Below are 17,215 nucleotides of genomic sequence, written 5' to 3' on the forward strand. Positions count from 1 at the left end.
CATCGCGACGCAAGGCCGCTCCTACAGGGGTACGCGGTTCTTGAGGTAAGGCCTTGTGTCGCGATGGGCCGCAAAGCGATCAGGCAGACACAGCCTCAAAAGCCCCGCGCCTCTGGGTCAACACCACCAGCCCCGCAGCCCCTGCAGCCATCAGCAACAGCAACGCATGCCCGCTGACCCACTGGCTGCCTGCCCCGGCCAACAATGGCCCCAACAGGCAGCCAATGCCCCACAACTGCGCCACGTGAGCATTGGCCCGCACCAGTTCATCGTCGCGGTAGCGCTCACCGATCAGCACCAGCGACAAGGTGAAAAGGCCGCCGGCACTGGCCCCGAACAGTACCCACAGCGGCCATATCACCGGCGTGTGCAGCAACAGCGGGATCGCCAGGCTGGAGACCAATAGCGTTACCGCACAGCCGGTGAACAACGCACGCCGCGACATATGATCGGCCAGCGCGCCGATGGGCAACTGCAGCACAGCATCGCCGACCACCACGGTACTGACCATGAACAAGGCGATTTCAGTGGTGAAACCTTGCTGCAGGCAGTACACCGGCAGCAACGTCAGGATCATTGCCTCGAACGAGGCAAACAGGGCGATGGCCCAGGCAATCACGGGCAAGCGACGGCAGAACCTGAACAGGTCGCCGAAGCCGACACTGCAGGCTTCGGTGCTCGGTGCACCGCCGCGCCCCAACAGCACCAGCGGCGCGAGCAGCAGCAGGCCGGTGGCGGCCCAGAAACCAAAATCGTCAGACGAACCGAGTACGCCCAGCACCAGCGGCCCGGCCAGCTGGCTCAAGGCGTAGCTGCTACCGTACAGCGCCACCAGGCGGCCGCGCCATTGCTCGACCACCAGCTGGTTGATCCAGCTCTCACCCAGGATGAACACCACGGTCAAGGACATGCCGATCATCAGCCGCAACAGCAACCACAGCGGGTAGCTGGGCAATAGCGCGACCAGGCCGATGGACAACGCACCACCCCACAGGCAGATGCGCATGGCCGCAGGTAAGCCGACCCAGCCGGCCAGGCGGCTGGCCAGACTGGCACCCGCCAGTACCCCCAGCGCAGGCATCGCGGCCATCACGCCGATGGCGAAACTGCCATAGCCCCAGGCTTCCAGACGCAGAGATACCAGGGGCATGCTCACGCCCAGCGCCAGGCCGACACTGAGCACTGATGCCAGTACGGCGAAGTAGGTCCCCCAACGCATTGCTGCCTCCCAGGCCAAGAATTTTCCATGGCCCATTCGCGGGTAAACCCGCTCCCACAGGTACACCACCACCCTTGAAAGCGGTGCAGTACCTGTAGGAGCGGGTTTACCCGCGAATGGGCCGCAAAGCGGCCCCTCCTGGAATTACAGCTTGATCCAGGTCGCCTTCAGCTCGGTGTATTTCTCCAGCGCATGCAGCGACTTGTCACGGCCGTTGCCCGATTGCTTGAAGCCACCGAACGGTGCGGTCATGTCGCCACCGTCGTACTGGTTGACCCACACGCTGCCGGCGCGCACGGCCCGCGCAGTCTTGTGCGCCTTGGAAATGTCCGCCGTCCAGATACCAGCCGCCAGGCCGTACGGAGTGTCGTTGGCGATGGCGATGGCTTCTTCGGCGGTGTCGAAGGCAATCACCGACAGCACCGGCCCGAAGATTTCTTCCTGGGCGATGCGCATGGCATTGGTCACGCCATCGAAGATGGTCGGCTCCACATAGGTGCCACCGGTTTCCTCCAGGGTGCGCTTGCCGCCGGTCAGCAGCTTGGCGCCGTCTTTGTGGCCGGCCTCGATGTACGACAGCACGGTATTCATTTGCTGGGTATCGACCAACGCACCCACGGTGGTCTCTGGATCCAGCGGGTTACCGGGCTTCCAGCCTTTCAGGGCCTCGACCACCATGGGCAGGAACTTGTCCTTGATCGAGCGCTCGACCAGCAGGCGCGAGCCGGCAGTGCACACTTCACCCTGGTTGAAGGCGATGGCACTGGCGGCAGCCGCAGCCGCCGCTTGCAGGTCCGGTGCATCGGCGAAGACGATATTCGGGCTTTTGCCGCCAGCCTCCAGCCAGATTCGTTTCATGTTCGATTCGCCCGCGTAGACCATCAGTTGCTTGGCGATCTTGGTCGAGCCGGTGAACACCAGCGTGTCGACATCCATGTGCAGGGCCAACGCCTTGCCCACGGTGTGGCCGTAGCCTGGCAGCACGTTCAATACGCCCGCCGGGATGCCGGCCTCGATCGCCAGTTGTGCGATGCGGATGGCGGTCAGCGGCGATTTTTCCGAAGGCTTGAGCACCACCGAGTTACCGGTGGCCAATGCCGGGCCGAGCTTCCAGCAGGCCATCAGCAGCGGGAAGTTCCACGGTACGATGGCACCGACCACACCCACTGGCTCACGGGTAACCAGGCCAAGCTGGTCGTTTGGGGTGGGCGCGACCTCGTCGTAAACCTTGTCGATGGCCTCGGCCGTCCAGTGAATAGCCTGGGCTGCACCGGGGATGTCGATGCTGGAGGAGTCACCAATCGGCTTGCCCATGTCCAGGGTTTCCAGCAGCGCCAGCTCTTCGACGTTCTGGCGCAGCAGGTCGGCGAAACGGATCAGCGTGGCTTTGCGCTTGGCCGGGGCCAGCTGCGACCAGACGCCAGCGTTGAAGGTGGCACGGGCGTTTTCCACGGCACGGTTGGCATCGGCCAGGTCGCAGCTGGCAACCTTGGCCAGGAAGCGTCCGTCGACCGGGCTCAGGCACTCGAAGGTTTCACCGGATACGGCATCGGTGTATCCGCCGTTGATGAAGGCACGGCCTTCGATCTTCAGTTGCTGGGCGCGTTGTTCCCAGTCCGCACGGGTCAGGGTGGTCATACGAAACTCCTCCTCTTGTTTAGGTGCAACGCCGCACTGAGGACTCACAGGCGTTGTCAGAATTCTGGCCGGGCGACGAGCGCACACTGGCAAGCGATACCCTAAACCAGCCACTCTAAACTATCAATATATTTGACACGGAAGGCCCAAAAGCCTACTGATGTTAATTTTATTTAACAAGAACAGGAGCCGCACCATGAACATCGCCAGCATCATCGACTTCGCCCAAGTGCTCACTGAAGCCGAACGGTACCGCCCTGCGGCTGAAAAAATCCTCAAGGGTGAGCCAGACCAGGCGGTCTACAACCATTACTCCAGCCCGTGCGGGCAGTTTGCCGCAGGCGTTTGGGAGGGTGAGGTCGGCCAGTGGAAAGTGAACTACACCGAGCATGAATACTGCGAGATCGTTCAGGGCGTTTCGGTACTGCGCGACGAAAACGGCGGGGCCAAGACCCTGCGCGCCGGCGACCGGTTCGTAATCCCGGCCGGGTTTACAGGCACCTGGGAAGTGCTTGAGCCGTGCCGCAAGATCTACGTCATGTTCGAGCAGAAGTAATTATGTAGCGCAGCTGGCCGGGCGGTACGCGTGAGGATGGCCCTGCCCACAACGGGCCATTCACCTTCAACAGGAAAATCACCATGACCAACGACGACGTCAAACAAGCCCTCGCCCACCTGGTCGGCGCCACATACGTGCCAGAGCTCAAAGACACCATCTGCGCCATTACCGGTCGCTCCCGCGTGGTCGGCCCCACCGACATGTGCACCCGCGAGTTCGACCCTACCCGCATCCAGATCAGGACCGACGCCAACCAGGTGATTCAGGGCTTCGAATTCAACTGACCTTGCAGCAGGCATAAAAAAACCCGCGTCCTTACGGATGCGGGTTTTTTCAGGTCGCCGATCAATTACTTGATCTTGGCTTCCTTGTACACCACGTGCTTGCGAACAACCGGATCATATTTCTTGATCTCGATTTTGTCCGGGGTGGTGCGCTTGTTCTTGTCGGTGGTGTAGAAGTGGCCGGTGCCGGCACTCGAAACCAGACGGATCAATTCACGCATGATGCTCTCCCTTAAACCTTGGCGCCAGCTTTACGGATGTCAACCAGAACGGCGTCGATGCCGCGCTTGTCGATGATACGCATGCCTTTGGCGGAAACGCGCAGACGCACGAAGCGCTTCTCGGATTCAACCCAGAAACGGTGGTGCTGCAGGTTCGGCAGGAAACGACGACGGGTTTTGTTGTTTGCGTGGGAAATGTTGTTCCCGGTTACTGGACCCTTACCAGTAACTTGACAGACTCTCGACATGACTCAGCCCTCTAAAACCACATGCCCAACCCGGCATGGGTTGGCCGCTTAATCTCTCAGTCTTTGGCGCCTGGGCGCCGTGATTCTGGAGGCCTTATCGACCGGATCCGCTTATGCGACAGGCCGAGCCCCTAGAAAAGAGCGCTGCTTTATACCAGAAAGACCTGGCTGCAACAATAGTTGATGCACATTGGCGCAAGCCCGATTCAGCCGGGGCAGCATACCTTCAGGCCCTGCCAGCCGTCGACCGCTCGTCGCCACATTTGTAAAAAAGGATGTGGTCATTTCCCGACAGGCACACTAGGGTAGGCTTTTTCCAGACTGCACTGGCAGATGGGCCACTGACAGCCAAGGAGCCACCATGCGTGCCGCCGCCCTTTCCTTATTGTTCAACTCCCTGTTCACCGCCACCCTGTTCGCGGGTGGCATCGCCCAGGCCGCGCCCCTGAGCGTTTGCAGCGAGGCCAGCCCCGAAGGCTTCGACGTGGTGCAGTACAACTCGCTGACCACCACCAATGCCACCGCCGACGTGCTGATGAACCGCCTGGTGGAGTTCGATGCGGCACAGGGCAAAGTGGTGCCGAGCCTGGCGGCCAGCTGGACGGTCTCGGCCGACGGTCTGGTGTACGATTTCACTCTGCGCGACGGCGTGAAGTTCCATACCACACCATACTTCAAGCCCACCCGCGAATTGAATGCCGATGACGTGCTGTTCAGCTTCCAGCGCATGCTCTACCCGGCCCATGCCTGGCACAAGACTGCACCCGGCGGCTACCCGCACGCCCAGTCGCTGCAACTGGGTAGCCTGATCAAGGCGATCGACGCCCCGGCCCCGAACACCGTGCGCTTCACCCTCAGCCACCCCGACGCCACGTTCCTGGCCACCCTGAGCATGGGCTTCGCGTCCATCTATTCTGCCGAATATGCCGACAAGCTGCTCAAGGCCGGCACGCCAGAGAAGCTCAACAGCCAGCCGATCGGCACCGGGCCGTTCACCTTCCAGCGCTTCCAGAAGGACGCTGTGGTGCGCTACCGCGCCAACCCGGACTACTTCGGCGGCAAGCCGGCAGTGGACCCGTTGATCTTCGCCATCACCACCGATGCCAACGTGCGCCTGCAGAAGCTCAAGCGCGGCGAATGCCAGGTCGCCTTGTCGCCCAAACCGCTGGATATTGCCGAAGCGGCGAAGGACGACAAGCTCAAGGTGGCCAGTACGCCCGCGTTCATGACCGCCTTTGTCGCCATCAACAGCCAGCACCCGCCACTGGACAAGCCGGAAGTCCGCCAGGCGATCAACTTGGCCTTCGACAAGCAGGCTTACCTCAAGGCGGTGTTCGAAGACTCTGCGGTGGCGGCCAACGGCCCCTACCCGCCCAATACCTGGAGCTACGCCAAGGACTTGCCCGGCTACCCTCTGAACTTGAAAAAGGCCAAGGCCCTGCTGGCCAAGGCCGGCCTGGCGGAGGGCTTCAGCACCACGATCTGGACGCGGCCATCGGGCAGCCTGCTCAACCCCAACCCAAGCCTTGGCGCGCAAATGCTGCAGGCCGACCTGGCCAAGATCGGCATCAAGGCCGAGATCCGCGTGATCGAATGGGGTGAGCTGATCCGCCGCGCCAAGGCCGGCGAGCATGACCTGCTGTTCATGGGCTGGGCCGGTGACAACGGCGACCCGGATAACTTCCTCAGCCCGCAGTTCTCCTGTGCGGCAGTGGAATCGGGCACCAACTTCGCACGGTTCTGCGACAGCCGCCTGGACCAACTGATCAGTGCCGGGCGCACCACCAACGACCAAAGCGTGCGCAGCCGGCTGTACCAGCAGGCGCAAACCCTGATTCAGCAGCAGGCACTGTGGGTGCCATTGGCGCACCCGACAGCGGCAACCTTGCTGCGCCAGGAGGTCGAGGGGTACCAGGTCAGCCCGTTCGGGCGGCTGGATTTCAGCAAGGTGTCGGTGGCCAGGTAGACCTGCACCGGGCTCTTCGCGGGCACGCCCGCTCCCACAGGGACACCACCGCCTTCAAGGCCGGCGAATATCCTGTGGGAGCGGGCTTGCCCGCGAAGAGGCCAGCACAAAACTCAACGACCTAAGCCACGATCCACCCCTGCTCAACCATCGACAACGGCTCCCCGTCGCCAATGATGATGTGATCCAGCACCCGCACGTCGATCAAGGCCAGCCCGCGCTTGAGCGACAAGGTCAGGTGCACATCGTCCTGGCTAGGCTCACTGTTGCCTGAAGGGTGGTTATGGCACAGGATCAACGCGGCCGCGTTGTGCAGCAATGCCCGCCGCACCACCTCCCGCGGGTAGACGCTGGCCCGGTCGATGGTGCCCCTGAACAGAATCTCGAACGCCAGCGGCCTGTGCTTGGTGTCCAGAAACAGGCAACCGAACACCTCGCTGGGCTCGTGGCGCAGCATGGCCTTCAGGTAACGCCGCACCGCCTCGGGCCCTTCCAGCACCGCTGCGCGCGCGATGTGCTCATCCAGGTAGCGCCGGCCGATTTCCAGCAGCGCTTGCAACTGTGCGTATTTCACAGCGCCTATGCCCGGCTCGCGGAGCACCGCCGCCCGATCGGCCTCAAGAAACGGCCGCAGCCCACCAAAACGCACCAGCAGCCCGCGTGCAAGGTCCAGTACATTGCGCCCGGCCACGCCCGAGCCGAGCAACACGGCCAGCAACTCGGCGTCCGACAGCACCGCCGCACCCCGTTGCAACAGCTTCTCCCTTGGCCGATCTTCAGCCGGCCACTCCCTGATATTCATCCCTGCCCCTCTGCCCTTGCTGCGGCCCATTTCGGCCCTGTGTTAATCTATTTCGCCTCGTACATGCGACGTTCTGCCGCAGGCATTTGCAAACGTCGCCGCCCGCTCTCACTGGAAAAAGGCAAGCCTATGCAGCGGCTGTATCGCAAGCGCATCGTTCTCGGCGTGGGTGGCGGCATTGCCGCCTACAAAAGCGCCGAGCTGATTCGCCGTCTCCTGGAGCACGGCGCGCAGGTGCGCGTCGTCATGACCCGTGGGGGTGCCGAATTCATCACCCCGCTGACCCTGCAGGCGCTGTCGGGCCACCCGGTGCACATGGACCTGCTGGACCCGGCTGCCGAAGCCGCCATGGGCCACATCGAACTGGCCAAGTGGGCCGACCTGGTCTTGATCGCCCCGGCCACCGCCGACCTGATGGCGCGCATGGCCCAGGGCATGGCCGATGACCTGCTGACCACCCTGGTACTGGCCACCGACGCCACCGTGGCGGTGGCCCCGGCGATGAACCAGGCCATGTGGCGCGACCCGGCGACCCAGGCCAACCTAGACCAGCTCAAAAGCCGTGGCATCCAGGTATTCGGCCCGGCCTCCGGCAGCCAGGCCTGTGGTGACGTGGGCCTGGGGCGCATGCTCGAAGCCACCGAGCTGGCCTGGTGCGCGGCAGAAAGTTTCAAGCGCCAGGCCCTGACCGGCAGGCATGTGCTGATCACCGCCGGGCCGACCCAGGAAAACATCGACCCGGTGCGCTACATCACCAATCATAGCTCCGGCAAGATGGGTTTCGCCCTCGCCGAGGCAGCAGCTGAAGCGGGGGCTAGGGTGACCCTCGTGACCGGCCCGGTGCACCTGCCAACCCCGGACCGGGTCAGCCGTATCGACGTGGTCAGCGCGCGGGACATGCTCGCGGCCTGCGAGGCGGCCATGCCGTGCGACCTGTTCATTGCCTCGGCAGCCGTTGCGGACTACCGCCCGGAAGTCGTTGCCACACAAAAACTGAAGAAAGATCCTACGACCGGCGACGGCATGCTGCTGCAGATGGTGCGCAATCCCGATATCCTTGCCACCATCGCCGGCCGCGCCGACCGCCCGTTCAGCGTCGGCTTTGCCGCCGAGACCGAACACCTGCTCGATTACGCCACGCGCAAGCTCAAGGACAAGAACCTCGACCTGATCGTCGCCAACGATGTGGCCAACCCCAGCATTGGCTTCAACAGCGAAGAAAATGCCTTGACCGTGATCGACCGCCAACAGCACCAAACCCTCTTCGCGCAGACCAGCAAGGGCAAGATCGCCCGGCAACTGGTCGCCTTCATCGCCGAACGGCTCAACCAGGTTCAATAAGTTACATGCACGCTCTTCAAGCCAAGATCCTCGACCCACGCCTGGGCAGCGAATTTCCGCTGCCGACCTACGCCACCCCCGGCTCCGCTGGCCTCGACCTGCGCGCCCTGCTCCAGCAAGACACCGTTCTCGAACCAGGCCAGACCCTGCTGATTCCTACCGGCTTGTCGATCTACATCGGCGACCCAGGCCTGGCCGCAGTCATCCTGCCGCGCTCGGGCCTGGGCCATAAGCACGGCATCGTGCTGGGCAACCTGGTCGGGCTGATCGATTCGGACTACCAGGGCGAGCTGATGGTGTCGTGCTGGAACCGCGGCACCACCCCTTTCACCATCGCCGTGGGCGAGCGTATCGCCCAGCTGGTGCTGGTGCCGGTCGTGCAGGCGCATTTCGATATCGTCGAGGCCTTCGATGAAAGCCAGCGCGGCGCTGGCGGCTTCGGTCACTCCGGCAGCCACTGAGCCGAAACACGACCGTTCAGGCCAAGGATGGCGAACTCTCTGGTGAAACCACCGTCCAAGCGTTCAATTTGCGCCTGCCCAGAAAGCCTTTGACTAATGGAGCTTCCAGAGATGAACGACATGGCCCACCTGGTTCCTGCCACATTGCCAGACAGCATTTTCCGCGCCTATGACATTCGCGGCGTGGTCGGCAAGACCTTGCACGCCGAAACCGCCTACTGGATTGGCCGCGCCATCGGTGCGCAAAGCCTGGCCCAGGGCGAACCGCAAGTCTCGGTAGGCCGCGATGGCCGCCTGTCCGGGCCAATGCTGGTGGAGCAACTGATCAAGGGCCTGGTCGATGCCGGTTGCCAGGTCAGCGACGTCGGCCTGGTACCGACCCCGGCCCTGTACTACGCGGCCAACGTATTGGCCGGCAAGTCGGGCGTGATGCTGACCGGTAGCCACAACCCGTCCGACTACAACGGCTTCAAGATCGTCATCGCCGGCGACACCCTGGCCAATGAACAGATCCAGGCCCTGCTGACCCGCCTGAAAACCAACGACCTGACCTTGGCAGCAGGGCGTGTGGAAAAAGTCGAGATCCTCGACCGCTACTTCCAGCAGATCGTCGGCGACGTGAAGCTGGCCAGAAGGCTCAAGGTCGTGGTGGACTGCGGCAACGGCGCCGCCGGTGTGATTGCCCCCCAGTTGATCGAAGCCCTGGGCTGTGAGGTGATCCCGCTATTCTGCGAGGTGGACGGCAACTTCCCGAACCACCACCCGGACCCAGGCAAGCCGGAGAACCTCGAAGACCTGATCGCCAAGGTCAAGCAGACCGGCGCCGACATCGGCCTGGCCTTCGATGGTGACGGCGACCGCGTCGGCGTCGTGACCAACACCGGCAGCATCGTCTACCCCGACCGCCTGCTGATGCTGTTCGCCCAGGACGTACTGGCACGCAACCCGGGCGCCGAGATCATCTTCGACGTCAAGTGCACCCGGCGCCTGACCCCGCTGATCGAACAACACGGTGGCCGGGCGCTGATGTGGAAAACCGGCCATTCGTTGATCAAGAAGAAGATGAAACAGACCGGTTCGCTGCTGGCGGGCGAGATGAGTGGTCACATCTTCATCAAGGAACGCTGGTACGGTTTCGACGACGGTATCTACAGTGCCGCGCGCCTGCTCGAGATCCTCAGCAAGGCCGAACAGAGCGCCGAAAACCTGTTTGCCGCCTTCCCGAACGATATTTCCACGCCGGAAATCAATATTGATGTGACCGACGAGGGTAAATTCAGCATCATTGATGCACTGCAACGCGACGCCGACTGGGGCGAAGCCAACCTGACCACCATCGATGGCGTGCGGGTCGACTATGCCCATGGCTGGGGCCTGGTTCGCGCCTCCAACACCACACCGGTGCTGGTACTGCGCTTCGAGGCCGACAGTGACGCCGAATTGCAACGTATCAAGGATGTTTTCCGTACCCAGTTGCTGCGGGTTGATCCTGAGCTGCAACTGCCGTTCTGACCGATTATCTGTTCCTCACAGGAGCCCTGCATGACCCTCGATCGCGATGCCGCTTCCCATGTAGCCGAGGTTTTGTCCGAAGCGCTGCCCTACATCCGCCGCTTTGTCGGCAAGACCCTGGTGATCAAGTACGGCGGCAACGCGATGGAGAGCGAGGAGCTCAAGACCGGCTTCGCCCGTGACATCGTGCTGATGAAGGCGGTGGGCATCAACCCGGTGGTTGTCCACGGGGGTGGCCCGCAAATCGGCGACCTGCTCAAGCGCCTGTCGATCGAAAGCCACTTCATCGACGGCATGCGTGTGACCGACTCGGCGACCATGGACGTGGTGGAAATGGTGCTGGGCGGCCAGGTCAACAAGGACATCGTCAACCTGATCAACCGCCATGGCGGTAGCGCCATCGGCCTGACCGGCAAGGATGCGGAGCTGATCCGCGCGCGCAAGCTGACCGTCAGCCGCCAGACCCCCGAGATGACCACCCCGGAAATCATCGACATCGGTCACGTGGGCGAAGTGGTGAGCGTGAATACCGACCTGTTGAACATGTTGGTCAAGGGCGACTTCATCCCGGTCATCGCGCCAATCGGCGTGGGTGTCAACGGTGAGTCCTACAACATCAACGCCGACCTCGTGGCCGGCAAGGTGGCCGAAGCGCTGAAGGCCGAGAAGCTGATGCTGCTGACCAACATCGCGGGTCTGATGGACAAACAGGGCCAGGTCCTGACCGGCCTGACCACCGAGCAGGTCAACGAACTGATCGCCGATGGCACCATCTACGGCGGCATGCTGCCGAAGATCAAGTGCGCGCTGGATGCAGTACAGGGCGGCGTGAACAGCTCGCACATCATCGACGGCCGCGTGCCGAATGCGGTGCTGCTGGAGATCTTCACCGACAGCGGCGTGGGCACCCTGATCACCAACCGCAAGCCGCGCTGAGTGTTCGGTTAGCCTGTACCGGCCCCTTCGCGGGCACGCCCGCTCCCACAGGGACTACACAAATCCTGGAACCTGTGGAGTAGCTGTGGGAGCGGGCGTGCCCGCGAATAGGCCAAAACAGGCGGCACAAAAAAAGGCGACCTTAACAAGAAGGTCGCCTTTTTCATTTCCAGGCCAGGATCAGATCCCGTACTGCGCCCGGTAAGCCTCGACAGCCGGCAGGTGCTGCTTGAGCTGTGGGTCGTCAGCCAGGAACTCCAGCACCTGGGTCAGCGAAACGATGCTGACCACCGGAATGCCGAAGTCACGCTCCACTTCCTGGATAGCCGACAGCTCGCCATTGCCACGTTCTTCGCGGTTCAGCGCGATCAGCACGCCGGCGGCCTTGGCCTGCTGGGCATTGATGATCTGCATGACCTCACGGATGGCTGTGCCGGCGGTGATCACATCGTCGATGATCAGCACATCACCGGCCAGCGGTGCGCCAACCAGGCTGCCGCCTTCGCCGTGGTCTTTGGCTTCCTTGCGGTTGAAGCACCATGGCACATCGCGCTGGTGCTGGTCAGCCAGCGCCACGGCGGTGGTCGCCGCCAGCGGAATGCCTTTGTAGGCAGGACCGAACAGCACATCGAACGGGATCTTGCTGTCGACGATGGCGGCGGCATAGCAGCGGCCCAGTTCAGCCAGGGCAGAACCGGTGTTGAACAGGCCTGCATTGAAGAAATACGGGCTGGTACGCCCCGATTTCAGGGTGAATTCACCGAAACGCAGTACCCCGCGATCGATGGCAAAACGGATAAAGTCGCGCTGATACGGCTGCATGAATAGTCCCGGACACCACGGATTTAGCTAAATGGGTTGAGCTCGGGTATCATACACGCACGAGATTTATGGGGCCATTTATGCGGATCATCAGTGTGAACGTTAATGGCATTCAGGCTGCGGCCGAGCGTGGTTTGCTCAGCTGGCTTCAAGCCCAGAATGCCGACGTCATCTGCCTTCAGGATACCCGCGCCTCGGCCTTTGAACTCGATGACCCAGCTTTCCAGCTCGATGGCTATTTCCTTTATGCCTGCGACGCGGAGGTGCCAGCCCAAGGTGGTGTGGCCCTTTATTCGCGCATGCAGCCCAAGGCAGTCATCACCGGCCTGGGCTTCGAGACAGCCGACCGCTACGGGCGTTACCTGCAAGCAGATTTCGACAAAGTCAGTATTGCCAGCCTGCTACTGCCTTCGGGCATGAACGGCGACGAGGACTTGAACCAGAAATTCAAGTTGATGGACGACTTCGCCAAGTACCTGGACAAGCAGCGCCGCAAGCGCCGCGAGTACATTTATTGCGGCTCGTTCTACGTGGCGCAGCAGAAGCTCGACATCAAGAACTGGCGCGACAGCCAGCAGTCACCTGGCTTCCTGGCGCCGGAACGCGCGTGGATGGATGCGATCACGGGCGAGATGGGTTACGTCGACGCCCTGCGCGAAGTCAGCCGTGAAGGCGACCAGTACAGCTGGTGGCCGGACAACGAGCAGGCCGAGATGCTCAACCTGGGCTACCGGTTCGACTACCAGATCCTCACCCCGGGCTTGCGCCGCTTCGTGCGCAACGCCCGCCTGCCGCGCCAGCCGCGCTTCTCGCAGCATGCGCCGCTGATTGTCGACTATGACTGGACGCTGACCATCTAAAGCCATTGGGGCTGCTTTGCAGCCCCGTTCGCGGGCACGCCCGCTCCCACAGGTACGGCGCTACCAGTGAAAGCGCCGCGATCGCTGTGGGAGCGGGCGTGCCCGCGAACGGGGCCACAGAAAATCTATTTGATCGGCCGCCAGATCAGCGGGCCCAGCAGCGCGGAGAGGTGGCAGAACATCTGCACCTCTCCGGCTGGTCTCAATCGGCCAGCGCCGCCTGCTGCAGCTCGAAGATCTCGTTCATGCCTTTCTGCGCCAGGGCGAGCATGGCGTTGAAGTCTTCCGGCTGGAACGGCGCGCCTTCGGCAGTGCCCTGCACTTCGATGAAACCGCCCGCGCTGGTCATGACCACGTTCAGGTCGGTTTCGGCAGCGGAATCTTCCAGGTAGTCCAGGTCGAGCACCGCTTCGCCCTGGTACATGCCGACCGAAACGGCAGCAATCATGTGCTTGAGCGGATTACCGCCCTTGAGGCCACCGCGCTTCTTGATTACTGCCAGGGCGTCGCACAGGGCAACCATGGCACCGGTGATGGACGCGGTACGGGTACCGCCATCGGCCTGGATCACGTCGCAGTCGACGTACAGGGTGATGTCGCCCAGCTTGCTCATGTCCAGTGCGGCACGCAGAGAGCGCCCGATAAGGCGCTGGATTTCCAGGGTGCGGCCACCCTGTTTGCCGCGGCTGGCTTCACGCTGGTTACGCTCACCGGTGGAACGCGGCAACATGCCGTACTCGGCGGTCAGCCAACCCTGGCCCTGGCCTTTGAGGAAGCGCGGCACACCGTTTTCCACGCTGACCGTGCAGATGACCTTGGTGTCACCGAACTCGACCAGTACCGACCCTTCGGCGTGCTTGGTGTAGTTGCGGGTGATGCGGATCGAGCGGAGCTGATCGGCGGCGCGACCACTTGGACGTTTCATCTGGGATACCTGTACTGGGACTTTGAATCTGGCGAGCATTATAGAGCCGCAAGCCCGGTGAGGACATGCCTATTGTCGCGCGCAGACGGCCCGTCGCCTTTTCCTACCCCGACCACCACCTACCGGTAACATAGGCCGATTGGGCGCCACGCCCCCACTGCGCTACAATCCTGCGCCGTTCACTTATCCAAGCGAGGTACTCCCCATGGTGCATAGCATGACCGCTTTTGCGCGTGTCGAGCGCGCCGGCAGCCAAGGCACCCTGGTCTGGGAGCTGCGTTCGGTCAATCACCGTTACCTGGAGCCGCACCTGCGCCTGCCCGAGGCCCTGCGCGACCTCGAAGGCGGCGTGCGTGAAGGCCTGCGCCAAGGGCTGTCACGCGGCAAGGTGGAATGCACCTTGCGCCTGAATGAAGACAGCAACGGCAAGCCGCTGAAGATCGACCGCGAGCGCGCCGCACAACTGGTCGCCGCCGCTGAAGAAGTGGCCGGGCTGATCAGGCAGCCAGCCCCGCTCAATCCGCTGGAAGTGCTGTCGTGGCCCGGCGTGTTGGTAGCCGACACCAGTGACCCGCAGGCACTCAACGCCGAAGCCATGGCACTGTTCGACGAAGCCCTGGCCGAACTCAAGGCCGGGCGCCAGCGCGAAGGCCAGGAACTGGCGCGCCTGATAAACGAGCGCCTGGACAGCATGGCCGGTGAAGTCACGACGCTGCGCGCACTGGTGCCGCAGATGCTCGCGGCGCAGCGGCAGAAAATCCTCGACCGCTTCGGCGACATGCTGGCCGAGCTCGACCCACAGCGCCTCGAGCAGGAAATGGTGCTGCTGGCCCAGAAAAGCGACGTGGCCGAGGAGCTCGACCGCCTCAGCACGCACGTTACCGAAGTACGCCGTGTGCTCAAGGGGGGCGGCGCCGCAGGCCGGCGTCTGGACTTCCTGATGCAGGAGCTCAACCGCGAGGCCAACACCCTTGGCTCCAAGGCCTTCGACCCACGCAGCACGCAGGCGGCGGTCAACCTGAAGGTATTGATCGAACAGATGCGTGAACAAGTACAGAACATCGAGTAAGGCCACCCCAACCATGAACCACAACAGCGGCACCCTCTACATCGTCTCGGCCCCTTCCGGCGCCGGCAAGACCAGCCTGGTCAACGCCCTGATCAAGGAAGACCAGCAGATCCGCGTCTCGGTCTCGCACACCACCCGTGCCATGCGCCCGGGCGAGCAGCACGGGGTGAACTACCACTTCGTCGTGCACGAGGAATTCAAGGCGCTGATCGCGCAGGGTGACTTCCTGGAGCATGCCGAAGTGTTCGGCAACTTCTACGGCACTTCGCGCAGCGCCCTCCAGCAAACCCTGGACAAAGGCTTTGACCTGATTCTGGAAATCGACTGGCAAGGCGCCCAGCAGGTTCGCCGGGTGATGCCCGATGCGTTGTCGGTATTCATCCTGCCGCCAAGCCAGCAGGCGCTGCGCCAGCGCCTGGACGGGCGCGGGCAGGACAGCGAAGAGATCATCGATGGGCGCATGAAGGAAGCGGTCAGCGAGATGGTGCACTACGACGAGTACGACTATGTGATCATCAATGATGATTTCAATGCAGCGCTGGAAGACTTGAAAGCAGTGTTCCGCGCCAACCGCCTGGTGTTGAGCAAGCAACAGCAACGCAACAGTGGGCTGCTAAAAGAATTGCTCTCCTGAGAGACCGCACGGGGCTGCTTTGCAGCCCAATCGCCGGCAAGCCAGCTCCCACAGGTGCCTCACACTAGCTGAAAACTGTGGAGATCATGTGGGAGCTGGCTTGCCGGCGATTGGGCCGCATCGCGGCCCCTTGCTTTATTCCTGCAAAGGCAAGGTGGCCTGCTGACGCAGGGTAGCCCCCAGGAAATACGCCGGCGCACGCAGGCGTGACAGCATCATCAGCCCGATGCCCAGCACCGAGATGATCGCGGCAATCACGAACACCAGCCCCACCCCGCCGACATGCGAGCCGCTGCCGAAGTCCGGCGGCGCGCTGTCGATGGCGGTACGCGCGAAGATCACCGACAGAATCACCCCACCCACCAGCGGGCACATGCCGCGCATGAAGAAGTGGCGCACGCTGCTGAACAGGCTGCCGCGGAAATACCAGACGCAGGCAAACGCCGTCAGCGAATAGTAGAAACAGATCATCATGCCCAGCGCAGTGATGGTATCGGCCAACACGTTCTCGCTCAGCGTGCGCATGGTCACGTAGAACAGGCCCGCTGCCACGCCTGCGCAAATGGTGGCGTAGCGTGGGGTCTGCGAGCGTGGGCAAACACTGGCGAACTTCGGCGGCACTGCGCCGTAATAACCCATGGCCAGCAGCGTGCGCGCCGGCGCCACGAAGGTCGATTGCAACGAGGCTGCGGTACTGGCCAGCACGGCAATGGACATCAGGATCGCCAGCGGCCCCATCACCGGGCCGGCCAGGTGGGCAAACACGTTCTCCTGGATGCGCGGGTTGTTGAGCCCCAGGCCCGTTTCGCTAATGCCGGCGAACTGCAGGGTGGCAATGGCGGTGAACAGGTACAGGCCGAGGATCAGCATGACGGTCAGGGTGGCAGCCTTGCCCGGCACCTCTTCACTGCCAACCGACTCTTCGCTGACGGTCAGGCAGGTATCCCAACCCCAGAAGATGAAGATCGACAGCGACAAGCCCGCGGCAAAGGCCGAGAACGATTCCACGCCAAATGGATTGAACCAGGCCAGGTCAAACGCCATCGGCGGTGGCGCGGTGGTGCCGCCGAACGCGGCGAAAGCGAAGCCGACCAATACCAGCAGTTGCAGGGCCACCAAGCCATACTGCACGGTCATCGTGGTGGCCATGCCCCGGCAGCAGATCCACACCGCCAGGGCGATGAACACACAACAGGTGACGATGTTGATCAACAGGTTGTCGGCCAGCCCCGCCAGCGCGTGCCTGCCGGTGATCTGGCCGAGGAACAGGTAGAAGAAGTCAACCGCCACCCCCGCCAGGTTGGACAGCACGATGGTGGTGGCAACCACCAGCCCCCACCCCCCGATCCAGCCGATCATCGGCCCGAAGGCGCGCGCCGACCAGGTAAAGGAGGTGCCGCTATCCGGCTCTGCCGAGTTCAGTTCACGGTAGCCCAGGGCTACCAGGAGCATTGGCAGGAAGCCGACGATGAACACGGCTGGCAGGTGTGCCCCTACCTCACGCACGGTAGGGCCCAGTGCACCGGTGAGGGTATACACCGGGGCGATGGTAGAGATGCCCAGTACCACGCTGGCCAGCAAGCCCAGGCGGCCCTTGGCCAGGCCTTTGCTGCGCTGATGGTTGCCCGCTTCGGCCGCCACGTCGGGTGGGCGGGCGGCTTCTGTGTAATTGCTCATGAGTATTTGCCGTAAGTTTTGGAATTGTTCTTACAGGCCTT

At 62.7% G+C, this 17,215-nt stretch carries 18 protein-coding genes and 1 pseudogene; 10 read left to right on the forward strand and 9 right to left on the reverse strand.

Annotated elements, in window-relative coordinates:
- Positions 1 to 79: 79 nt before the first annotated feature.
- Together GEV39_RS24625 and GEV39_RS24630 are read right to left on the reverse strand one after the other, a co-directional pair.
- On the reverse strand, positions 80 to 1,219 hold the full coding sequence (locus GEV39_RS24625; protein ID WP_173891552.1) for an MFS transporter: 1,140 nt from the start codon (positions 1,217 to 1,219) through the stop codon (positions 80 to 82).
- Between the two features lie 144 nt (positions 1,220 to 1,363).
- Positions 1,364 to 2,857 carry an aldehyde dehydrogenase gene (locus GEV39_RS24630; RefSeq protein ID WP_173891553.1) on the reverse strand — a complete coding sequence of 498 codons (1,494 nt, stop codon included), beginning with the start codon at positions 2,855 to 2,857 and terminating at the stop codon, positions 1,364 to 1,366.
- 196 nt (positions 2,858 to 3,053) lie between these two features.
- On the opposite strand from GEV39_RS24630, the gene GEV39_RS24635 reads away from it, so the two are divergent.
- Positions 3,054 to 3,413, forward strand: coding sequence for a cupin domain-containing protein (locus GEV39_RS24635; protein WP_173891554.1), 360 nt, complete (start codon positions 3,054 to 3,056; stop codon positions 3,411 to 3,413).
- Between the two features lie 83 nt (positions 3,414 to 3,496).
- Positions 3,497 to 3,700, forward strand: a complete 204-nt coding sequence (locus tag GEV39_RS24640) for a hypothetical protein (protein ID WP_173891555.1) — start codon at positions 3,497 to 3,499, stop codon at positions 3,698 to 3,700.
- Positions 3,701 to 3,765: 65 nt separating this feature from the next.
- Here the strand turns inward: GEV39_RS24640 and rpmG are convergent, their stop codons facing one another.
- Both rpmG and rpmB read right to left on the reverse strand, forming a co-directional pair.
- On the reverse strand, positions 3,766 to 3,921 hold the full coding sequence (gene rpmG / locus GEV39_RS24645; RefSeq protein ID WP_003253507.1) for a 50S ribosomal protein L33: 156 nt from the start codon (positions 3,919 to 3,921) through the stop codon (positions 3,766 to 3,768).
- Between the two features lie 11 nt (positions 3,922 to 3,932).
- On the reverse strand, positions 3,933 to 4,169 hold the full coding sequence (rpmB, locus tag GEV39_RS24650) for a 50S ribosomal protein L28 (RefSeq protein ID WP_003253504.1): 237 nt from the start codon (positions 4,167 to 4,169) through the stop codon (positions 3,933 to 3,935).
- Positions 4,170 to 4,530: 361 nt separating this feature from the next.
- Here rpmB and GEV39_RS24655 point away from each other — a divergent pair, with 361 nt between their 5' ends.
- Complete coding sequence (locus tag GEV39_RS24655; protein ID WP_173891556.1) at positions 4,531 to 6,135, forward strand: ABC transporter substrate-binding protein; 1,605 nt, start codon at positions 4,531 to 4,533, stop codon at positions 6,133 to 6,135.
- A 121-nt stretch (positions 6,136 to 6,256) separates the two neighbouring features.
- Here GEV39_RS24655 and radC read toward each other — a convergent pair whose 3' ends face one another.
- Positions 6,257 to 6,937, reverse strand: a complete 681-nt coding sequence (gene radC / locus GEV39_RS24660; protein WP_173891557.1) for a RadC family protein — start codon at positions 6,935 to 6,937, stop codon at positions 6,257 to 6,259.
- A 129-nt stretch (positions 6,938 to 7,066) separates the two neighbouring features.
- On the opposite strand from radC, the gene coaBC reads away from it, so the two are divergent.
- Entirely contained in the window at positions 7,067 to 8,278 is a 1,212-nt protein-coding gene (gene coaBC / locus GEV39_RS24665) for a bifunctional phosphopantothenoylcysteine decarboxylase/phosphopantothenate--cysteine ligase CoaBC (protein WP_173891558.1), read from the forward strand.
- 5 nt (positions 8,279 to 8,283) lie between these two features.
- On the forward strand, positions 8,284 to 8,739 hold the full coding sequence (gene dut / locus GEV39_RS24670) for a dUTP diphosphatase (RefSeq protein WP_029885729.1): 456 nt from the start codon (positions 8,284 to 8,286) through the stop codon (positions 8,737 to 8,739).
- Here dut and GEV39_RS24675 read toward each other — a convergent pair.
- Complete coding sequence (locus GEV39_RS24675; RefSeq protein WP_173891559.1) at positions 8,721 to 8,861, reverse strand: hypothetical protein; 141 nt, start codon at positions 8,859 to 8,861, stop codon at positions 8,721 to 8,723. The genes dut and GEV39_RS24675 overlap by 19 nt on opposite strands.
- A gap of 16 nt (positions 8,862 to 8,877) precedes the next feature.
- Between GEV39_RS24675 and GEV39_RS24680 the strand changes: the two are divergent.
- A pseudogene (locus tag GEV39_RS24680) lies at positions 8,878 to 10,251 on the forward strand (phosphomannomutase/phosphoglucomutase); the annotation flags it as partial.
- Between the two features lie 30 nt (positions 10,252 to 10,281).
- Positions 10,282 to 11,187 carry an acetylglutamate kinase gene (gene argB, locus GEV39_RS24685; RefSeq protein WP_009681993.1) on the forward strand — a complete coding sequence of 302 codons (906 nt, stop codon included), beginning with the start codon at positions 10,282 to 10,284 and terminating at the stop codon, positions 11,185 to 11,187.
- Positions 11,188 to 11,367: 180 nt separating this feature from the next.
- Here the strand turns inward: argB and pyrE are convergent, their stop codons facing one another.
- A complete protein-coding gene (gene pyrE, locus GEV39_RS24690) occupies positions 11,368 to 12,009 on the reverse strand; it encodes an orotate phosphoribosyltransferase (protein ID WP_054905201.1) in 642 nt (213 codons plus the stop codon).
- Between the two features lie 80 nt (positions 12,010 to 12,089).
- Here pyrE and crc point away from each other — a divergent pair, with 80 nt between their 5' ends.
- Positions 12,090 to 12,869: a catabolite repression control protein Crc gene (gene crc / locus GEV39_RS24695; RefSeq protein ID WP_003253401.1), complete on the forward strand. Its 780-nt coding sequence runs from the start codon at positions 12,090 to 12,092 to the stop codon at positions 12,867 to 12,869.
- A 202-nt stretch (positions 12,870 to 13,071) separates the two neighbouring features.
- Here crc and rph read toward each other — a convergent pair whose 3' ends face one another.
- The gene (gene rph, locus GEV39_RS24700; protein ID WP_136917217.1) at positions 13,072 to 13,794 is read right to left on the reverse strand and encodes a ribonuclease PH; all 723 of its coding nucleotides are present in this window, start codon (positions 13,792 to 13,794) and stop codon (positions 13,072 to 13,074) included.
- Between the two features lie 205 nt (positions 13,795 to 13,999).
- Here rph and GEV39_RS24705 point away from each other — a divergent pair, with 205 nt between their 5' ends.
- Together GEV39_RS24705 and gmk are read left to right on the forward strand one after the other, a co-directional pair.
- The gene (locus GEV39_RS24705; RefSeq protein WP_173891561.1) at positions 14,000 to 14,863 is read left to right on the forward strand and encodes a YicC/YloC family endoribonuclease; all 864 of its coding nucleotides are present in this window, start codon (positions 14,000 to 14,002) and stop codon (positions 14,861 to 14,863) included.
- Between the two features lie 13 nt (positions 14,864 to 14,876).
- Positions 14,877 to 15,497, forward strand: a complete 621-nt coding sequence (gmk, locus tag GEV39_RS24710; RefSeq protein WP_173891562.1) for a guanylate kinase — start codon at positions 14,877 to 14,879, stop codon at positions 15,495 to 15,497.
- A 135-nt stretch (positions 15,498 to 15,632) separates the two neighbouring features.
- On the opposite strand, the gene GEV39_RS24715 is transcribed toward gmk, so the two are convergent.
- Complete coding sequence (locus GEV39_RS24715) at positions 15,633 to 17,174, reverse strand: APC family permease (protein ID WP_173891563.1); 1,542 nt, start codon at positions 17,172 to 17,174, stop codon at positions 15,633 to 15,635.
- Between the last annotated feature and the right edge of the window lie 41 nt (positions 17,175 to 17,215).

It is taken from the genome of Pseudomonas sp. NY5710 (assembly GCF_013305665.1).
Lineage (GTDB): Bacteria > Pseudomonadota > Gammaproteobacteria > Pseudomonadales > Pseudomonadaceae > Aquipseudomonas > Aquipseudomonas juntendi.

What these genes read in the sequence shown, in the direction of transcription:
- GEV39_RS24625 (WP_173891552.1), bottom strand. Translation starts at nt 1,219, where the DNA reads ATGCGTTGGGGGACCTACTTCGCCGTACTGGCATCAGTGCTCAGTGTC.
- radC (WP_173891557.1), bottom strand. Translation starts at nt 6,937, where the DNA reads ATGAATATCAGGGAGTGGCCGGCTGAAGATCGGCCAAGGGAGAAGCTG.
- GEV39_RS24655 (WP_173891556.1), top strand. Translation starts at nt 4,531, where the DNA reads ATGCGTGCCGCCGCCCTTTCCTTATTGTTCAACTCCCTGTTCACCGCC.
- GEV39_RS24640 (WP_173891555.1), top strand. Translation starts at nt 3,497, where the DNA reads ATGACCAACGACGACGTCAAACAAGCCCTCGCCCACCTGGTCGGCGCC.
- dut (WP_029885729.1), top strand. Translation starts at nt 8,284, where the DNA reads ATGCACGCTCTTCAAGCCAAGATCCTCGACCCACGCCTGGGCAGCGAA.
- argB (WP_009681993.1), top strand. Translation starts at nt 10,282, where the DNA reads ATGACCCTCGATCGCGATGCCGCTTCCCATGTAGCCGAGGTTTTGTCC.
- rph (WP_136917217.1), bottom strand. Translation starts at nt 13,794, where the DNA reads ATGAAACGTCCAAGTGGTCGCGCCGCCGATCAGCTCCGCTCGATCCGC.
- rpmG (WP_003253507.1), bottom strand. Translation starts at nt 3,921, where the DNA reads ATGCGTGAATTGATCCGTCTGGTTTCGAGTGCCGGCACCGGCCACTTC.
- coaBC (WP_173891558.1), top strand. Translation starts at nt 7,067, where the DNA reads ATGCAGCGGCTGTATCGCAAGCGCATCGTTCTCGGCGTGGGTGGCGGC.
- GEV39_RS24675 (WP_173891559.1), bottom strand. Translation starts at nt 8,861, where the DNA reads ATGTCGTTCATCTCTGGAAGCTCCATTAGTCAAAGGCTTTCTGGGCAG.
- GEV39_RS24715 (WP_173891563.1), bottom strand. Translation starts at nt 17,174, where the DNA reads ATGAGCAATTACACAGAAGCCGCCCGCCCACCCGACGTGGCGGCCGAA.
- pyrE (WP_054905201.1), bottom strand. Translation starts at nt 12,009, where the DNA reads ATGCAGCCGTATCAGCGCGACTTTATCCGTTTTGCCATCGATCGCGGG.
- gmk (WP_173891562.1), top strand. Translation starts at nt 14,877, where the DNA reads ATGAACCACAACAGCGGCACCCTCTACATCGTCTCGGCCCCTTCCGGC.
- GEV39_RS24630 (WP_173891553.1), bottom strand. Translation starts at nt 2,857, where the DNA reads ATGACCACCCTGACCCGTGCGGACTGGGAACAACGCGCCCAGCAACTG.
- crc (WP_003253401.1), top strand. Translation starts at nt 12,090, where the DNA reads ATGCGGATCATCAGTGTGAACGTTAATGGCATTCAGGCTGCGGCCGAG.
- rpmB (WP_003253504.1), bottom strand. Translation starts at nt 4,169, where the DNA reads ATGTCGAGAGTCTGTCAAGTTACTGGTAAGGGTCCAGTAACCGGGAAC.
- GEV39_RS24705 (WP_173891561.1), top strand. Translation starts at nt 14,000, where the DNA reads ATGGTGCATAGCATGACCGCTTTTGCGCGTGTCGAGCGCGCCGGCAGC.
- GEV39_RS24635 (WP_173891554.1), top strand. Translation starts at nt 3,054, where the DNA reads ATGAACATCGCCAGCATCATCGACTTCGCCCAAGTGCTCACTGAAGCC.